This window comes from Castellaniella sp. S9 (assembly GCF_027257175.1).
Taxonomy (GTDB): domain Bacteria; phylum Pseudomonadota; class Gammaproteobacteria; order Burkholderiales; family Burkholderiaceae_B; genus Castellaniella.
The window spans coordinates 213,419-229,475 of record NZ_JAPFGD010000008.1; the positions used below are offsets into that span (position 1 = coordinate 213,419).

At 68.1% G+C, this 16,057-nt stretch carries 15 protein-coding genes; 7 read left to right on the forward strand and 8 right to left on the reverse strand.

What is annotated here, in order from left to right; translation table 11 throughout:
• Positions 1–7: 7 nt before the first annotated feature.
• The 5 genes from OOZ48_RS14405 to ku all read right to left on the reverse strand — a co-directional run bounded on the left by OOZ48_RS14405 (position 8) and on the right by ku (position 6,698).
• On the reverse strand, positions 8–976 hold the full coding sequence (locus OOZ48_RS14405) for an ABC transporter substrate binding protein (protein ID WP_269499500.1): 969 nt from the start codon (positions 974–976) through the stop codon (positions 8–10).
• Positions 977–1,121: 145 nt separating this feature from the next.
• Positions 1,122–1,910, reverse strand: a complete 789-nt coding sequence (locus tag OOZ48_RS14410; protein ID WP_269499503.1) for a spermidine synthase — start codon at positions 1,908–1,910, stop codon at positions 1,122–1,124.
• Between the two features lie 2 nt (positions 1,911–1,912).
• On the reverse strand, positions 1,913–3,094 hold the full coding sequence (locus tag OOZ48_RS14415; protein ID WP_269499505.1) for an acetyl-CoA C-acyltransferase family protein: 1,182 nt from the start codon (positions 3,092–3,094) through the stop codon (positions 1,913–1,915).
• 104 nt (positions 3,095–3,198) lie between these two features.
• A complete protein-coding gene (gene ligD / locus OOZ48_RS14420; protein WP_269499506.1) occupies positions 3,199–5,727 on the reverse strand; it encodes a DNA ligase D in 2,529 nt (842 codons plus the stop codon).
• A 2-nt stretch (positions 5,728–5,729) separates the two neighbouring features.
• Entirely contained in the window at positions 5,730–6,698 is a 969-nt protein-coding gene (gene ku, locus OOZ48_RS14425) for a non-homologous end joining protein Ku (RefSeq protein ID WP_269499508.1), read from the reverse strand.
• A gap of 151 nt (positions 6,699–6,849) precedes the next feature.
• Here ku and xth point away from each other — a divergent pair, with 151 nt between their 5' ends.
• From xth to OOZ48_RS14450, 5 genes are all read left to right on the forward strand, one after another.
• Positions 6,850–7,635: an exodeoxyribonuclease III gene (gene xth, locus OOZ48_RS14430; protein ID WP_269499510.1), complete on the forward strand. Its 786-nt coding sequence runs from the start codon at positions 6,850–6,852 to the stop codon at positions 7,633–7,635.
• A 102-nt stretch (positions 7,636–7,737) separates the two neighbouring features.
• Positions 7,738–8,082, forward strand: a complete 345-nt coding sequence (locus tag OOZ48_RS14435) for a hypothetical protein (protein WP_269499511.1) — start codon at positions 7,738–7,740, stop codon at positions 8,080–8,082.
• Positions 8,079–8,729: a guanylate kinase gene (gmk, locus tag OOZ48_RS14440; protein ID WP_269499512.1), complete on the forward strand. Its 651-nt coding sequence runs from the start codon at positions 8,079–8,081 to the stop codon at positions 8,727–8,729. Before OOZ48_RS14435 ends, gmk begins: the two co-directional genes overlap by 4 nt.
• A 10-nt stretch (positions 8,730–8,739) precedes the next feature.
• Positions 8,740–8,943 (forward strand): DNA-directed RNA polymerase subunit omega, encoded by a 204-nt coding sequence (gene rpoZ, locus OOZ48_RS14445; protein ID WP_269499513.1) that lies wholly within the window; start codon positions 8,740–8,742, stop codon positions 8,941–8,943.
• Between the two features lie 13 nt (positions 8,944–8,956).
• Positions 8,957–11,224, forward strand: a complete 2,268-nt coding sequence (locus tag OOZ48_RS14450; protein WP_269499515.1) for a RelA/SpoT family protein — start codon at positions 8,957–8,959, stop codon at positions 11,222–11,224.
• 15 nt (positions 11,225–11,239) lie between these two features.
• Here the strand turns inward: OOZ48_RS14450 and OOZ48_RS14455 are convergent, their stop codons facing one another.
• Complete coding sequence (locus OOZ48_RS14455; RefSeq protein ID WP_269499517.1) at positions 11,240–13,198, reverse strand: SurA N-terminal domain-containing protein; 1,959 nt, start codon at positions 13,196–13,198, stop codon at positions 11,240–11,242.
• A gap of 147 nt (positions 13,199–13,345) precedes the next feature.
• Between OOZ48_RS14455 and ugpQ the strand changes: the two genes are divergently transcribed.
• The gene (gene ugpQ / locus OOZ48_RS14460; RefSeq protein WP_269499519.1) at positions 13,346–14,110 is read left to right on the forward strand and encodes a glycerophosphodiester phosphodiesterase; all 765 of its coding nucleotides are present in this window, start codon (positions 13,346–13,348) and stop codon (positions 14,108–14,110) included.
• 10 nt (positions 14,111–14,120) lie between these two features.
• On the forward strand, positions 14,121–14,999 hold the full coding sequence (locus OOZ48_RS14465; protein ID WP_269499520.1) for a 23S rRNA (adenine(2030)-N(6))-methyltransferase RlmJ: 879 nt from the start codon (positions 14,121–14,123) through the stop codon (positions 14,997–14,999).
• Here the strand turns inward: OOZ48_RS14465 and OOZ48_RS14470 are convergent.
• Together OOZ48_RS14470 and OOZ48_RS14475 are read right to left on the reverse strand one after the other, a co-directional pair.
• A complete protein-coding gene (locus OOZ48_RS14470) occupies positions 14,972–15,703 on the reverse strand; it encodes a pseudouridine synthase (protein WP_269499522.1) in 732 nt (243 codons plus the stop codon). The genes OOZ48_RS14465 and OOZ48_RS14470 overlap by 28 nt on opposite strands.
• Before the next feature lie 7 nt (positions 15,704–15,710).
• Complete coding sequence (locus tag OOZ48_RS14475; protein ID WP_269499570.1) at positions 15,711–16,049, reverse strand: P-II family nitrogen regulator; 339 nt, start codon at positions 16,047–16,049, stop codon at positions 15,711–15,713.
• Between the last annotated feature and the right edge of the window lie 8 nt (positions 16,050–16,057).

Consider the following 16,057-nt stretch of genomic DNA (forward strand, 5'->3'; position numbering starts at 1 on the left):
CAGGCCCTTATTCGACGACCTTGGTCGCGGACTTGATGAGCGCGTCGGACAGCGTCGCGCCCTGGCGCTGGGCCGCGCCGGGATTGACGTAGAGCTCGAGCTTGTCGCTGGTCTGCGAGGCGATGGCGCCGGGCTTTTCACCCTTGAGGATGCGTACGACGAGTTTGCCCGTCTGCAACCCCAGGTCGTGGTAATTCACGCCCAGGGCGGCAATGGCGCCGCGCGTCACGCTGTCGGTGTCCGAGGCGATCAGCGGGATCTTGGCCGACTCGCCCACCTTGACCAGGGCCTCGTAGGCCGAGACCACGTTGTTGTCGGTATTGGTGTAGATGGCGTCCACCTTGCCCACGAGGCTGCGGGCGGCCGCGCCCACGTCCACGGTGCGTGCCGCCGAGGCCTCGACCAGGGTCATGCCGGCCTTGGGCAGCAGTTCGCGCAGGCGCTTGACCACCACCACGGAGTTGGCTTCGCCGGGGTTGTAGACCATGCCGATTTTCTTGGCGTTGGGCACGACCTTCTGAATGAGTTCGATCTGCTTTTCCAGGGACAATGCGTCGGACACGCCGGTGACGTTGGTCCCCGAGGCCTCCATCGTAGGCACGAGCTGGGCCGCCACCGGATCGGTGACCGCCGAGTACACCACCGGGACGGCCTTGGTGGCGGCCACCACCGCCTGGGCCGAGGGCGTGGCGATCGCGACGATCACGTCGGGCTTGTCGCCGATGAACTTGCGGGCGATCTGGGCGGCGATCGCGGTATTGCCCTGCGCGGTCTGGAATTGCCACTCGAGACCCTTGGCTTCGGTATAGCCCGCGGCCGCGAGCGCTTCGTGGACGCCGTCCTTGACCGAGTCGAGCGCCGGGTGCTCGACGATCGAGGTGACCGCCACCGATTGGGCGAAAACGGCCGGCGCAGCCAGCATGCCCGCGATCGCGGCCACGCCGGCGAGCTTGCGGATGGAAGGGTTCAACGTCATGGAAGAGCTCCTGTGGACAAGGGCGCACTGGCCGCGGCGGCGGGTCGCCGCGCGGACCGGCGTCAGTCTACCCCTGGACGGCCGTGACGGTCTTCAGGGGATATCCCTGCCGGCGTCGCCCGATCGCGCATTCCGGGGGGCGGGCTCATATTCTAACGTGCCCGGACGCATTTCCGCCCCCTTCCGCCAGCAGCGCGCGCGCCCAGCGCGTGCACGGCAGGCCGCAAGTCCGTTCCAGATCGGAGGCCCGGTCCAGCAGCGCCTGGCGGCCGACCTCGAGCGGCGGACCCTTGAAGGCCAGGACGACCAGATTGCCCTCGTCGACCTCCGGCAGGCCGAGCACGCGGCCGCCGAAGGCCTCGGAAATATGCCGTATGTTGCGCGCGTAGCTCTCGTGGCGGCCAAAGAGGTTCACGGTCATGATGCCGCCGGTATCGGCCAGCGCCCGATGACAATCCTGGTAGAAGGACAGGCTGTCGCATACCGGCCCCCGGGCCTGCGAGTCGTACAGGTCGACCATCAGCGCACGATAGCGGTCGGCCTGTTCGGGGCGGGCGACCCATTCCAGGGCGTCCTCGTGGTCGATCGCCGAGCGCGCCGCGCCGGGCAGGCGGAAGAACGCGCGGCACATCGCCGTCACCATGGGGTTGTACTCGACGGTGCGCACGCGCGCGGGCGTGTGCGCCAGGGTGAAGCGCAGCAAGGAGCCCGCGCCCAGGCCCAGGATGCCCACCTGATCCCGCGCGCGCGGAGCGAGGAACAAAAGCCAGGCCATCATCTGCTGGGTATACGCCAGGACCAGTTCGGAGGGCCGGCCGATCCGCATCGCGCCCTGGATCCATTCGGAACCCAGATGCAGGTAGCGGATCCCGGCTTCCTCGGAAAGCGTGGGGATGTCGGCCGTCGCCGCGCCCCCCGCCGATCGCCGCGCCACGGTCAGAGACGCTCGAAGATGGCTGCGATGCCCTGCCCGCCGCCGATGCACATGGTCACCAGCGCATAGCGCCCGCCGGTGCGCCGCAGTTCGTGCACGGCCTTGACGGTGAGGATGGCGCCGGTGGCGCCGATCGGATGGCCCAGCGCAATGCCGCTGCCGTTGGGGTTGAGTTTTTCCGGATCGAAGCCGAGTTCGCGTGCCACGGCGCAGGCCTGCGCGGCAAAGGCCTCGTTGGCCTCGATCACGTCGATCTGGTCCAGCGACAGGTCCGCCCGCGTCAGCGCGAGGCGGGTGGCGGGCACCGGGCCGATGCCCATGTATTGCGGATCGACCCCTGCGTGGGCGTACGAGACCAGGCGCGCCAGCGGCTCTAGGCCGCGGGCGCGCGCCGCCTCGGCGGTGGCCATCAGCACCGCCGCCGCGCCGTCGTTGATGCCCGAGGCGTTGCCCGCGGTGACCGTGCCGTTGTCCTTGGCAAACACGGGCTTGAGCTTGCCGAAGCCCTCGACCGAGGCGTCCGTGCGCACATGCTCGTCCTGGTCGAACACGACCTCGCCCTGGCGGGTGCGGCGCACGACCGGCACGATCTGCGCCTCGAAGCGGCCCTCGGCGATGGCCCGGGCCGCGCGTTGGTGGGACACCAGCGCCAGCGCGTCCTGTTCCTCGCGGCTGACGCCATACCGGCGGGCGACGTTCTCGGCGGTCACCCCCATGTGGTGGCGCTCGAACGGATCCGAGAGCGCGCCGACCATCATGTCGACCAGGCGATCGTCGCCCATGCGCGCGCCCCAGCGGTGGGCGGGCGCGGAATACGGGGCGCGGCTCATGCTCTCGGCCCCCGCGCCGATGGCGATCTCGGCGTCGCCCAGCCGCAGGGCCTGCGCCGCCGACACGATCGCCTGCAGGCCCGAGCCGCACAAGCGATTGACGTTGAAGGCCGGCGTCGCCTCGCCGATCCCGCCATCCAGCGCGGCCACGCGCGACAAGTACATGTCGCGCGGCTCGGTGTTGATGACGTGGCCGAACACCACGTGTCCCACATCGGCGGCGGGCACCTGTCCGCGCTCGAGCACGGCGCGCACGACCGTGGCGCCCAGCTCGCAGGGGGACACGTCCTTGAGGCCGCCCCCAAAATCGCCGACGGCGGTGCGGCAGGCCTGGACGATGACGACGTCGTGCATGGTGAGACTCCTGAAAAGATGCGGATTCCCGCGCGGCACGAAGCATGCCGGCGGAGCGTTCATGGCCTATAGTAGCGCGCCCTCGATGCGCGGGGCGCCGCGAATCATGCCGGGGGCTCGAAATCCAGGGCCTTCATGGCGGCGGTCAGCGTGCGCGCGGCGCCCTCGTAACCCTGCCACGGCGTGTTGCCTCGGTCCAGGCGCTCGTGAATATTGCGGATGTGCCACTGGGCGGAACCCTGCAGCCCATCGATTTCGGGCCAGGCGACCGGCACCGACACGCCCAGGCCGGGCCGGGCCCGCAAGGACCACGCCGCCACCGTCGTGGCCCCGAAACCATTGCGCAGATAATCGATGAATATCCTGCCCACGCGGTTGCGCGGGCCGCTCTTTGCGACAAAACGCCTGGGAAAGGTTCCGGCCAGGTGCCGCACGATCGCCCGCGAAAAGCCCTTGACCACATCCCACTCGTGATGGCGTTTCAGCGGCACGACGACGTGCAAGCCCTTGCCGCCGCTGGTCTTGGCAAAGGCGGCAAGGCCCAGTTCCTCGAGGAATGTCCGCAGCACCACGGCAGCCTCCTGCATCGCGGCCCACTCCACCCCTTTGCCCGGGTCCAGGTCGAAGACCATGCGGTCCGGCCTGTCGATGCGCGTCTTCCTCGCATTCCAGGTGTGGAATTCCATGACGTTCATTTGCGCCGCCGCCAGCAGGCCCCGTGCCGCCGACACCTCCATCAGCGGGTCGTGGTCGGGGTCCAGCTCGGGCGACAGCAGCCTCATGCCGGACAGTGCCGGCCCGTCCATGTGTTTCTGGAAGAAGACCTCGCCGCCCACGCCGTCCGGGGTGCGCACCAGCGAAACCGGGCGGCCCTTCAAGTGCGGCAGCATCAGTTCGCCGACCAGCGCGTAATAGCGGACCAGATCGATCTTGCGCGTACCGGTGGCGGCGTCGACGACGCGTTCCGGATGCGTGACCTTGAGGGTGCCCAGCGGGCTGTCGGCCGCCCGTGGATTGTCGCCGGATGCCTTCCGGCGTCCTTGAGCTGCGATCGGCATGCTGTTCTCCCTGATGATGGCTTGGGCCGGCTTGTCGCTGCGCAGCCCATGGAACACGGCGTGGCGTATGCGTCCGCTGCGTGTCCACTGGCCGAATGAAACCTCGGCCAACAGCTCCGGCCTGACCCAGTGCGCCTTGCCGTCCATGCCGGTCGGCTGCGCGAAGGGCCGGACATCCGCTGCCAGCGCATCCAGTTTCCCGCGAATATCCGCGAGGCTGCGGCCATTGAAGCCCGTGCCCACATTGCCGGCGTAAAGCAGGCGGCCCCGGGCATCATGCACGCCCAGCAGCAGCGATCCGATGCCCACACGCGCACCGCGCGGATCCGTGTAGCCGCCGATGACGAATTCCTGCCGCAGGCCGCAGCGCAGCTTGATCCAGTCGCCCGAGCGCCCGCAGGTGTAGCGCGACGCCTTGCGTTTGCCGATGACGCCTTCCAGTCCCAGACGACAGGCCGAGACGAGGATGTCGGCGGGTGCCGTCTCGAACGTGGCGCTGTATCGCAAGGGACCCTCGTCCCCATCCGTCCCCTGCAACAGGTCGGCCAGCATGCCGCGTCGGATCGACAGCGGCACCGTGCGCAGGTCGCGCCCCCGGCTGTAGGGCAGGTCGAACAGGTAATATACGATGCGGCCGGTGCGTGCCGTATCGAAGGCGCCCTGCAGGGCCTGGAAGTCGGGCAGTCCGTGCGCATCCAGCATGGCGATCTCACCGTCATACCAGCCGGGGGGCAGGCCGCGGCGCCGGAACTCCGCGGCCAGATGCGGCAGGCGTGCCGTCCAGTCATTGCCGTTGCGCGTGAACAGGCGCGCCCCGCCGGTGTCGACGCGCGCCAACAGTCGATAGCCGTCGAACTTGATCTCATAGAGCCAGGCCTCGGCGTCGGCGGGAGGGCCGTCGGCCAGCGTGGCCAGCTGCGGTTTCAGCGTCGCCGGCAGCGCCGATCTCGTGCCCGCGACCGGACCGGCCCCGGCATCGCGACGCCGCGCGGCAGGCGGTCGAGGGCTGCGCAGATGCGCCACGCTGCCGGGCATCTCATCCACCACGCTGAAGTCCGCCGACGGCCTCGCGAACTCGTCCTTTTCCTTGATCAGGAGCCAGCTGTCCTGGCGGCCGGACCGGCCTTTCATGCGCACCAGGGCCCACCGTCCCTTGAGCTTGTGCCCATGCAGCTCGAAGACGAGCTTGCCCTTGCGGTAGCCCTCGCGGGCATCGCCCAGCGGCCGCCAGAAGCCCTTGTCCCAGATGACGACCTTGCCCGCCCCGTATTGCCCGGCGGGGATCTCGCCTTCGAAGCCGCCATACGAGATGGGATGGTCCTCGACATGCACCGCCATGCGCTTGTCCGCCGGATCATAGCTGGGCCCTTTGGGCACCGCCCAGCTTTTCATGGCGTCATCCAGTTCGAGGCGAAAGTCATAATGCAGGCGTCGCGCCCAGTGCTTCTGCACCACGAAGGATGGGGCCGACGCGTCCGCCCGGCCCCCGTCGGCCGGCTCGGCCGTCATGCTGAAGTCGCGCTTGGCCTTGTAATGCGCGAGCGCGTCCGCCTTGGGCACGGGGTGGACCGACATGCCTAGGCGGCCTTGCTGCCGGGCCTGGCGGCCGCTTTCCTGGCGGTCTTGCTGCGCGCGGCGGTCTTGGCGGTCGACGTTTTCCGGGTAGACTTCTTGGGCGCCGGCTTCTTGGGCGCGGCTTTCCTGGCCTGCGGTTTCGCCGGTGAACGCTCCGGCTTGCCGCCCTTCTGGAGGCTGCGGCGCAGCATCTCCGTCAGGTCCAGGATCTTGGCGCTGCCCGGACCGGCGTCCTGCGTTGCGGGCTCGCTGACGACTTCGATCTGGCCCGCCTCCACTTTTTCCTGCACCAACCGCAGGATCTGCTCCTTGAAAGAATCCGTGAAAGCGTCGGGGTTCCACGGCCCGCTCATGTCCTCGACCAACTGCGTGCCCATGGCCATCTCCTTGTCGGTGAGGCCGGTGGACCGGCTGTCTTCGGCCGGCAGCTCGAGGTCCTCCCACGGGCGGATCTCATCGCCCCAGCGCAGCAGATTGAGGATGAGGGCGGGTCCGCAAGGCAGCAGCAAGGCCAGGTGCTGCCGCGTCTGGATCACGACTTTGGCAATACCCACCTTGTTCGTCTTGCGCAGCACCTCGCGCAGCAAGGCATACACTTTTGCGCCCTTGTTGATGGGCGACATGTAGTAGGGCCGATCCAGATAGACGAACGGAATGTCCTTCAAGGGCACGAACGACTCGATTTCGACGGTCTGCGTGGCCTCCGGATAGGCCGCGGCGATTTCTTCGCGCGACAGCACCACGTACCGGCCGTCCTCGTACTCGATGCCTTTGACGATGTCTTCCCTGGCGATTTCCTTGCCGGTCGCCTTATTGACGCGTTTGTAGCCCACCGGTTCCATGCTGCGCCGGTCCAGCCAGTCGAAATCGATCGACTGCGTCTCGGTGGCGGAATGCAGGGCGACCGGTATGTGGACCAAGCCGAACGAAATGGCGCCTTTCCACAGGATGCGCTTGCTGGGGGCGGCCATGGTGTGTCCTCCTGTCTCGCGTTGACGGATTGAACCAGCGGGCAGCAAGAGGCGTTCCCACCGCCGGCTGCGGGGCGCCCGCGCCCGGACGCGAGGGACCGGGCGCTGATAACATGGTGGCCCCTGCGCCATCAAAAGAATCCTTCAAGCCATGAAACTCGCCACCTGGAACGTCAACTCCCTGAACGTGCGCCTGCAGCACGTGCTGGACTGGCTGGACGCCAATCCGGTCGACGCGCTGTGCCTGCAGGAGCTGAAGCTGCCCGACGAGAAGTTCCCGGCCGAGGCCTTTGCACAGCGCGGCTACCAGGCCTGCTGGGTGGGCCAGAAGACCTACAACGGCGTCGCCATCGTCAGCCGCGCCGCCGGCGTCGAAATCCAGCGCAATATGCCCGACCACGGCGATCCGCAAAGCCGCATCATCGCCGCCACCCTGCCCTGCGCGGACGGCCGGCCCTTGCGGGTCATCAGCGCCTATTGCCCCAACGGCCAGTCGGTGGGCAGCGACAAGTACGCCTACAAGCTCGACTGGTACGCGCGGCTGCGCGACTGGCTCGGCGACGAATTGCGCCGCTATCCGCGCCTCGCGATCCTGGGCGACTACAACGTGGCGCCCGCCGACGAGGACGTCCACGATCCCGCGGCCTGGGAGGGCGACGTCCTGGTGTCGGCGCCCGAGCGCGCGGCCTTCGAGGCCCTGCTCGGGCTGGGCCTGTCCGATACCTTCCGGCAATTCGAGCAGCCGCCGAAAGCCTTCACCTGGTGGGATTACCGGCGTTTCGCCTTCCGGCGCAACGCGGGCCTGCGCATCGACCATATCCTCGCCTCGCACTCCCTCGCGCCGCAATGCCGATCCTGCGTCGTCGACAAGGCGCCGCGGGGCTGGGACAAGCCCTCGGACCATGCGCCGGTGATCGCGGAGTTCGCCATCCCCTGACCGCGCGCGGCCCTTGCGGCGGGCCGCGACACGCGCCGCGCCTACACGAGGCGCCCCACGCCGTTATAATTTCCACGCATCGCCGCCGCAAAAGACAGACCCATGCCCCTGGACAGCCGCCTGGTCGACCGCATCGACCAGGGCTATGTACTCGACATCACCCTCGAAGACCTGGATTTCCGCGTCTACGTCGCCTTGCGCGAGGCCGACGTCGAGCACGTCGCCGGCCTCGTGCCGCCGGAACGATTCCAGCGGGACGGCGACGTGCACGTGGCTGCGATCGATGACGATGACGACGCCTCCGAACAAATCCAGGACGTGCTGTTCAACCTGAACCCGGGCGATACGATCGTCTTTCTGTGCACCGGCCCCGACGCCTACCGCGACGCGCTGGCGGAACTGGGCGTGACGCACCCTCCCTTCCAATCACCGAACGCCTCCTCATGACGCAGCGCTCCGGCAACATTTTCATGATCGTCGCCCCTAGCGGCGCCGGCAAATCCAGCCTGGTCAACGCCCTGCTCGCCCGGGACGAATCCCTGGCGCTGTCGATCTCCTGCACCACACGCACGCCGCGGCCCGGCGAGCAGGACAAGCGCCATTATTTATTCGTCGGGCACGGAGAATTCCAGTCATTGCGCGATGAGGGCGGCATGCTCGAATGGGCCGAGGTCCACGGCAACTTCTATGGGACGCCGCGCGAGCCCGTCGAACGCGCGCTGACGGCCGGCACGGACGTCATCCTCGAGATCGACTGGCAGGGCGCGCGCCAGATCCGCGACCATTATCCGCAGGCGGTCGGCATATTCATCCTGCCGCCGTCGATCGAAGCCCTCGAGACGCGCCTCAAGACACGCGGGCAGGACGCCCCCCAAGTCATTGCACGCCGCCTGCTGGCGGCCGGAGGCGAAATGGCGCATGCGTCCGATTGCGAATATGTTATTATTAATCAAGAATTTAGCCTTGCGGTAGAGCAGCTTTGCCATATCGTCGCCGCCACCCGGCTGCGCTATGCCACGCAGGCCGCCCGCCATGCCGAGCTCTTCACCCAACTGGGCATCCGCAAGACGCCCTTGCCCTCAACCAACCCCTGACAAGACACTTATGGCCCGCATCACCGTAGAAGACTGCCTCGAACAAGTCCCCAACCGCTTCGACCTGACGCTGGTCGCCACCTACCGTGCGCGCGAGTTGGCCCAAGGCCACGAATCCCGCATCGAAACCCACAACAAGCCCACCGTCACCGCCTTGCGCGAGATCGCCGCGGGCCTGGTCGGGACCGAGATGCTGCGCAAGGTCCCGACCTGACCGGAGGCGGCCCATGGCGTTTCCGGGTCTACGCGGCGCTTCCTCCGGCCTGCTGGCGGTCCTGAAAAAAGGCCCCCGGCTCAGGCGCCGCAAGCCGCGCGCAGCGGCATCCGCCCCGGCACCCGAAACGCCCCCCAGTCCAGTCGCCTCGCTCGCCGAGCTCACCCGCATCATCGGCACCTACCTCAGCGCCCGCGACATCGAGCGCGTGCGTGAGGCCTACCGCTTTGCCGACAGCGCCCACCTGGGCCAGTTCCGCGCCAGCGGCGAACCCTACATCTCGCACCCGATCGCCGTCACCGAAATCTGCGCCGGCTGGAAGCTCGACGCCGATTCCCTGATGGCCGCCTTGCTGCACGACGTCATCGAGGACCAAGGGATCGCCAAACAGGAACTCGCCGAGAAATTCGGCACCGAGGTCGCGGAGATCGTCGACGGCCTGTCCAAGCTCGAACGCCTCGAATTCGCCACCAAGGCCGAGCAGCAGGCGGAATCCTTCCGCAAGATGCTGCTGGCCATGGCGCGCGACGTGCGCGTCATTCTCATCAAGCTCGCCGACCGCCTGCACAACATGCGCACGCTGGATGCGGTCTCGCCGGAAAAGCGCCGGCGCGTGGCACGCGAGACCATGGACATCTATACCCCCATCGCCCATCGCCTGGGGCTCAACGCGCTGTTTCGCGAACTGCAGGATCGATGCTTCAAGGCCATGCACCCGAACCGCTATGCGGTCCTGCACAAGGCGATGCTGGCCGCGCGCGGCAATCGCCGCGAAGTGATCTCGCGCATCGCCGAGGCCGTGCGCGTGGCCTTGCCGGCGGCGGGCCTGGACGCCGAGGTCACCGGTCGCGAAAAGACCCTCTACGGCATCTACAAGAAAATGGTCGAGCAGAAAAAGTCGTTCTCCGACGTGCTCGACATCTACGGCTTCCGGGTGGTGGTCCACACTCTGCCGGAATGCTACCTGGCACTGGGCACGCTGCACCAGCTCTACCGGCCCGTGCCCGGCAAGTTCAAGGACTACATCGCCATTCCCAAGATCAACGGCTACCAGTCCCTGCACACCACCTTGATCGGCCCCTACGGCACGCCCGTGGAATTCCAGTTCCGCACGCGCGACATGGATCACGTCGCCGAGGAAGGCGTCGCCTCGCACTGGCTCTACAAGGACGACGCCACCTCGCTCAACGACCTGCAAAAGCGCACCCACCAATGGCTGCAATCCCTGCTCGACATCCAGAGCCAGACCGGAGACTCGGGCGAGTTCCTCGAGCACGTCAAGGTGGACCTGTTTCCGGACGCGGTCTATGTCTTCACGCCGCAGGGCAAGATCCTGTCACTGCCGCGCGGCGCGACGCCGGTCGACTTCGCCTATGCCATCCACACCGACGTGGGCAACCATGCGGTCGCCTGCAAGATCAACGGCGAATTCTCGCCGCTGCGTTCGGAACTGCGCAGCGGCGACTCGGTCGAGATCATCACCTCGGCGGCCTCGCGGCCCAGCGCGCACTGGCTGAACTACGTGCGCACGGGACGCGCGCGATCCGAGATCCGGCACTACCTGCGCACCCAGCGCTATGAGGAATCCGTCGCCTTCGGCCGCCGCCTGCTCGCACAGGCCTTCGACCAATTGGGCCTGACCTACCCGCGCGACGATGACGCCGAATGGGAGCGCCTGGCCAAAAGCTCCGGCGCCGCCTCGCGCAACGAGATCCTGGCCGACATCGGCCTGGGCAAGCGCCTGGCCGCCGTCGTCGCCCGCCGCTTCGCCCCCGAAAACGCCTTGCTGGCCACCACCGCGGCCGCGGTCGACGAATTCAATTCGGTCACCAGCGCGCCCATCGTCATCCACGGCAACGAAGGGCAGGCGGTGCAACTCGCGCCTTGCTGCGGCCCGCTGCCGGGCGACGCCATCACGGGCGGCATCCGCCTGGGGCATGGCCTGGTGGTGCACATGGCCGACTGCCCGGTCGCCTTGCGCCAGAAGACGCGCGAGCCCGAGCGCTGGATACCCGTGGTGTGGGACGCCAATACCGCGCGGCACCTGACCACCCGCCTGGACATCACCGTTCTCAACGAACGCGGCGTGCTGGGCCGACTGGCGGCCGAGATCACCGAGGCCGACTCGAATATCGTCCAGCTCTCGATGCCCGACGAGGCGGCTTCCACCGCCCTGATCCACCTGACGATCCAGGTCGACAGCCGCAAACACCTGGCCCAGGTGATCCGCTCGATCCGCCACGTGCCGCAAGTCCAGAAGATCGTCCGGGCCAAGGGCTGAGGGCGGCGCGGATCGTCAGCGCTGTTCCTCGCCCTCGATCAGTTGGGTGCCGTCCTCGGTGATCTTGACGCCGAGTTGCCGGCGCAGGCTGGCCATGACGGCCCGTTCCTCGGTGCCGGCCCAGACCTGCGCCAATTGCGCACCCAGCCCATCCAGCGCGGGATTGTCGGCGGTGCCTGCCTGGACCTCGTCGACGCGAACAATGGCATAGCCTTGCGGCAAGGCCGTGCCGACATACTGCGGCAGGCCGGTGGCCGGCGCCTTGAGGGCCGCGTCCAGGACGGTCTTGTTCAAGCCCATCGGATTCAGGCGGCTGATGGCGAGGGGTTCGCCGAAGTCCTCGCTGGAGGGTTCCTGCGCAGCCTGCAAGGCCTGCAGCGCCGCCTCGCCGGCCGCGACCGTCGCCTGTTGCGTGCGTTCGGCCACCAGGCGCTCGCGGATCTTGTCATGCACCTGCTCCAGGGGCGGCACATGGGCGGGCTGGACGTCATCGACGCGCACGGTCAGCATGGTGTCGGGCGAAATCTCGATGACCCCCGAGTTCTGCCGATCGGCCAGGACCTGGCTGCTGAACAGCGCCTGGCGCACGCGGACGTCGCCCAGGGTGGCCGCGTCGCTGGATGCCGACGCCGCCTGCTCGCCCGCCGTATCCGCATCGAGCAGGCGGTCGCGGGCGATCCCGGTGGCGTGGCGCAGCTCGAGGCCCAGGGCCTTGGCGGCGGGCTCGAGGCTGGACGGGTTGTCGTATACCAGGCTGGTGAGGCGGGTCGCCATGTCGGCGAAGCGCTCGGCAGCCAGTTGATGCCGGACCTCGTCCTCGACCTTGGGGCGGGCCTCGGCAAAGGTTTCGCCCTTTTCGGCCTGCTTGTCGTTGGCGATGAACACGTGATAGCCGTCCTGACCCTTGATCGGGTCGGAGACCTCTCCCTTGGACAGCGCAAAAACGGCTTGTTCGAGGCTGAGCGGCCACACGCCGCGCTGGATCCAGCCCAGCTCGCCGCCAGTGCGGGCCGTGCCGGCATCCTGGGATTCCTTGCGCGCCAGCTCGGCGAACTGGGAAGGCTCGGCGCGGGCGCGCTCGGCCAGTCTCTGGGCCTTGGCCTGTGCCTGACGATCGACGTCCTCGGTGGCGCCGGTGGGCAGCTTGATCAGGATATGGCTGACGTTGATCCTGGCGGGCACCACGTACCTGGCCTTGTTCTGCTCGTAGTATTCCTTGAGTTGCGCCTCGTCGATCGCCGGCACGCTGGCCAGGGCCGCGGCCTCGTCGAGGACGATGTAGCTGGCCGAGACCTGTTCGGGCAGGCGCAGCTCATCCTGGTGAGCGTCATACCAGGCCTTGATGTCGGAATCCCCGACCTGGATGCCTTCGCCATGATCGGCGGGCTTGAAAACACGCAGGGCCACCGTGCGTTCCTCGGTCAGGGCGCGCTTGATCTCATCGAGCACCGGCTTGGGCAGGCCCGCGGTGAGGCCCACCGGCCCCAGCACCCGGTCCAGCGCCAGCTCGGCCCGCTGTCCGGCCTCGAAATCGCGCGGCGACAGGCCCGCCGAGGCCAGGGCCTCGTTGTAGCGATCGGCCGAGAACTGGCCGTCGACCTGCAACTGCGGCATGGCGGCGATGGCGCGCCGCAGGGCGCCGTCCGACACGCTGAAGTGATTGTTGGTCGCCACCAGGATTTGTACCCGGCGGTCGATGAGCTGGTCGAGCAGCGCACGCCGCGCCGGCGGATTGTCCAGCAGGGCGGGGTCGAAGCGCCCCTGGCTGCTGGCCTGCATCTGCTGCAGCTGGTTGCGCCGCGCCTCGTCGAATTCCTCTTGGGTCACCGACGCCTTGCCGACCTCGGCAATTGCATGATCGCCGGATACGTAGGTGGAATAACCGCTGACGCCGATCAGGGCGAACGAAGGCACCACCAGGATCAGGAGGACCAATTGCATCAGGCGTTGATGCGTACGGATGAAATCGAACATGTGTCACCTGCCGGAAGGCGCGGCCCCGCTGGCGCGCCGCAAATTTTTCGAAGTTTACCACTGGTCGCCCCGCGTCCCGCGGCGGCTGTCGTCGATCCGGGGATAGAATGGGCGTTTGCGTCCCCGTTGCGCCCGCCCCGCCCGCCCATGATCGCCGCATCCACACCCTGGCCCTACCCCACCCTGATCGCCCATCGCGGCGGCGGGCGCTACGCACCCGAGAACACGCTCGCGGCCCTGCGCACGGGCGCGGCCCACGGCTACCGGATGATGGAATACGACGTCAAGCTGAGCGCGGACGAGGTGCCCATCCTGCTGCACGACGACACGGTGGACCGCTGCTCCGACGGCCGGGGCGCGGCGGCGGATCTGGACTGGAAAGCCCTGGCGGCGCTGGATTTCGGCGCCTGGCACGGTCCGGCCTTCGCGGGCGAGCCCCTGGCCACGCTGTACGCCGCCGCGCGCTACACGCTGGCCAACGGCCTATGCAGCAACATCGAGATCAAGCCCAGCCCCGGCGCGGACGCACACACCGGCGCGCGGGTCGCGGCATTGGCCGCGCGTCTGTGGCGGGGCGCCCATCCGCCACCGCTGCTGTCCTCGTTTTCCGAAACCGCCCTGCAGGCCGCGCGCGAGGCGGCCCCGGAACTGCCGCGCGCCCTGCTGATCGACGGACCGGTCTCGCCCGATTGGCATGCCCGTGTACGGGACCTGGACTGCATAGGCCTGCACATCGACCACCGCCATGCCGCCCGCGAGGTGGTGGCCGACGTCCTGGGGCGGGGCCGCGCCCTGGCCGTCTGGACCGTGAACGATGCCGGCCGCGCCCGCGAACTGTCCGCCTGGGGCTGCCATGCCCTGTTCACCGACGAACTCGACACCCTCAAACCGGCCGCGCCCGCGCGTCCATAGGATTTCACGCGTGTTCAGCTACCGCCATGCCTTCCATGCCGCCAATCATGCGGACGTCCTCAAGCACGCCATCCTGGCCCAGATTCTGGACTACTACGGCCGCAAGGACGCGCCCTACTGGGTCATCGACACGCACGCCGGGGCCGGCCTCTACGCCCTGGATGGGGAATGGGCCGGCCAAAGCGGCGAGGTCATCGACGGCCTGGACCGCCTGCTGGGCCATGCGGGCCCGCCGGCCCTCGTGGCGCGCTACCTCCAGGCCGTGCAGGCCTTCAACCCCGACGGCGTGGCCAATCTGTATCCGGGGTCCCCGTGCCTGGCCCTGCACCTGATGCGTGCCGGCGACCGGCTGCGGCTGTTCGAGCTGCACCCCACGGAAGTCGAAATCCTCAAGGATACGATCCGGCACCAGGGGCGCCAGGCCCTGCGCCAGACGCAGATCGCCTGCGAGGATGGTTTCACCGGCATTCGACGCCTGCTGCCCCCGCCGCCGCGGCGTGGCGTGATCCTCATCGATCCATCCTATGAGGACAAGCAGGACTATAAGAAAACGCTGCAGGCCGTGCGCGACGGGCTGCAGCGTTTTGCCCAAGGCTGCTATGCGGTGTGGTACCCCCTGGTACAGCGCACACAGGCCCATGAGCTGGCGCGCGCCCTCGAGCGCCTGCCTGTGGAATGGCTGCACGCCACCCTGACCGTACGCAAGCCGGCCGCCGACGGCCTGGGATTACACGGCAGCGGCATGTTCGTGATCAACCCGCCCTGGACGCTCTACGAGGAATTACAGGCCGCCCTGCCCTGGCTGCGCGACAAGCTCGCCCAGGATGAGCATGCGCGCCACACACTGGCGCGCGGCGAGGCTCAGAAACGCTCGCCCTCGCGCAAATAGCGCCACTGGCCCGGCGGCAGGTCGCCCAGCACCACGCGGCCCATGCGCACGCGCTTGAGCCCGACCACCTTGAGGCCGACCAGTTCGCACATGCGGCGGATCTGGCGCTTGCGGCCCTCGCGCAGGATGAAATGCAACTGGTCCTGGTTCTGCCACGCCACCTGGGCGGGCCGCAGGGCCTGGCCGTCGAGGACCAGTCCATGGTTGAGCAGCGCCAGGCCGTTGGCGGCCAGGCGACCCTCGACGCGTACGAGGTATTCCTTGTCCAGGTCGGCATCCTCGCCGATCAGGCGGCGTGCAATCCGACCGTCCTGGGTCAGCACCAGCAGGCCCTGGGAATCGATGTCCAGGCGCCCGGCGGGTGCGAGTCCGCGCAAGTGGGCGGGATCGAAGGCGGGGCCGCCGCGGCCCGCGTGGTATTGGGTGCGTGCCTGGACCAGCGAAACCGCCGTGCGGTAGCCCTTGTCGGACTGGTGCGAGACGTAGCCGACGGGCTTGTTGAGAATGATGGTGATCTTGCCGGTCTGGCGGCGCTCGGCCTGGCGTTCGAGCGCGATGCGGGCCGTGGGCAAGGCCTTGCTGCCCAGCTCGCGCACGATCTGGCCGTCGACGCGGACCCAGCCGCGCTCGATGTAGGCGTCGGCCTCGCGACGCGAGCACAGCCCGCGCTGGGCCATGAGCTTGGAAATCCGGATGGGTTCCATGGATGCGCTACAGGGCCTCGATGCCGCTTTCCCCCGTGCGGATGCGCACGGCCTGCTCGACCGGCGTGACGAAGATCTTGCCGTCGCCGATCTTGCCGGTGTGCGCGGCCTTGATGATGGCCTCGATCAGGGTCTCGACCTGGTCGGCGGCCACCACTACGTCGATGCGGATCTTGGGCAGGAAGTCGACGACGTATTCCGCGCCGCGATAGAGTTCGGTGTGGCCCTTCTGGCGCCCGAAGCCCTTGACCTCGGTGACCGTGAGGCCGTTGACGCCGAGCTCGGACAGGGCTTCGCGCACCTCGTCGAGCTTGAACGGTTTGACGATCGCGGTGATCTGCTTCATGTCGTGCT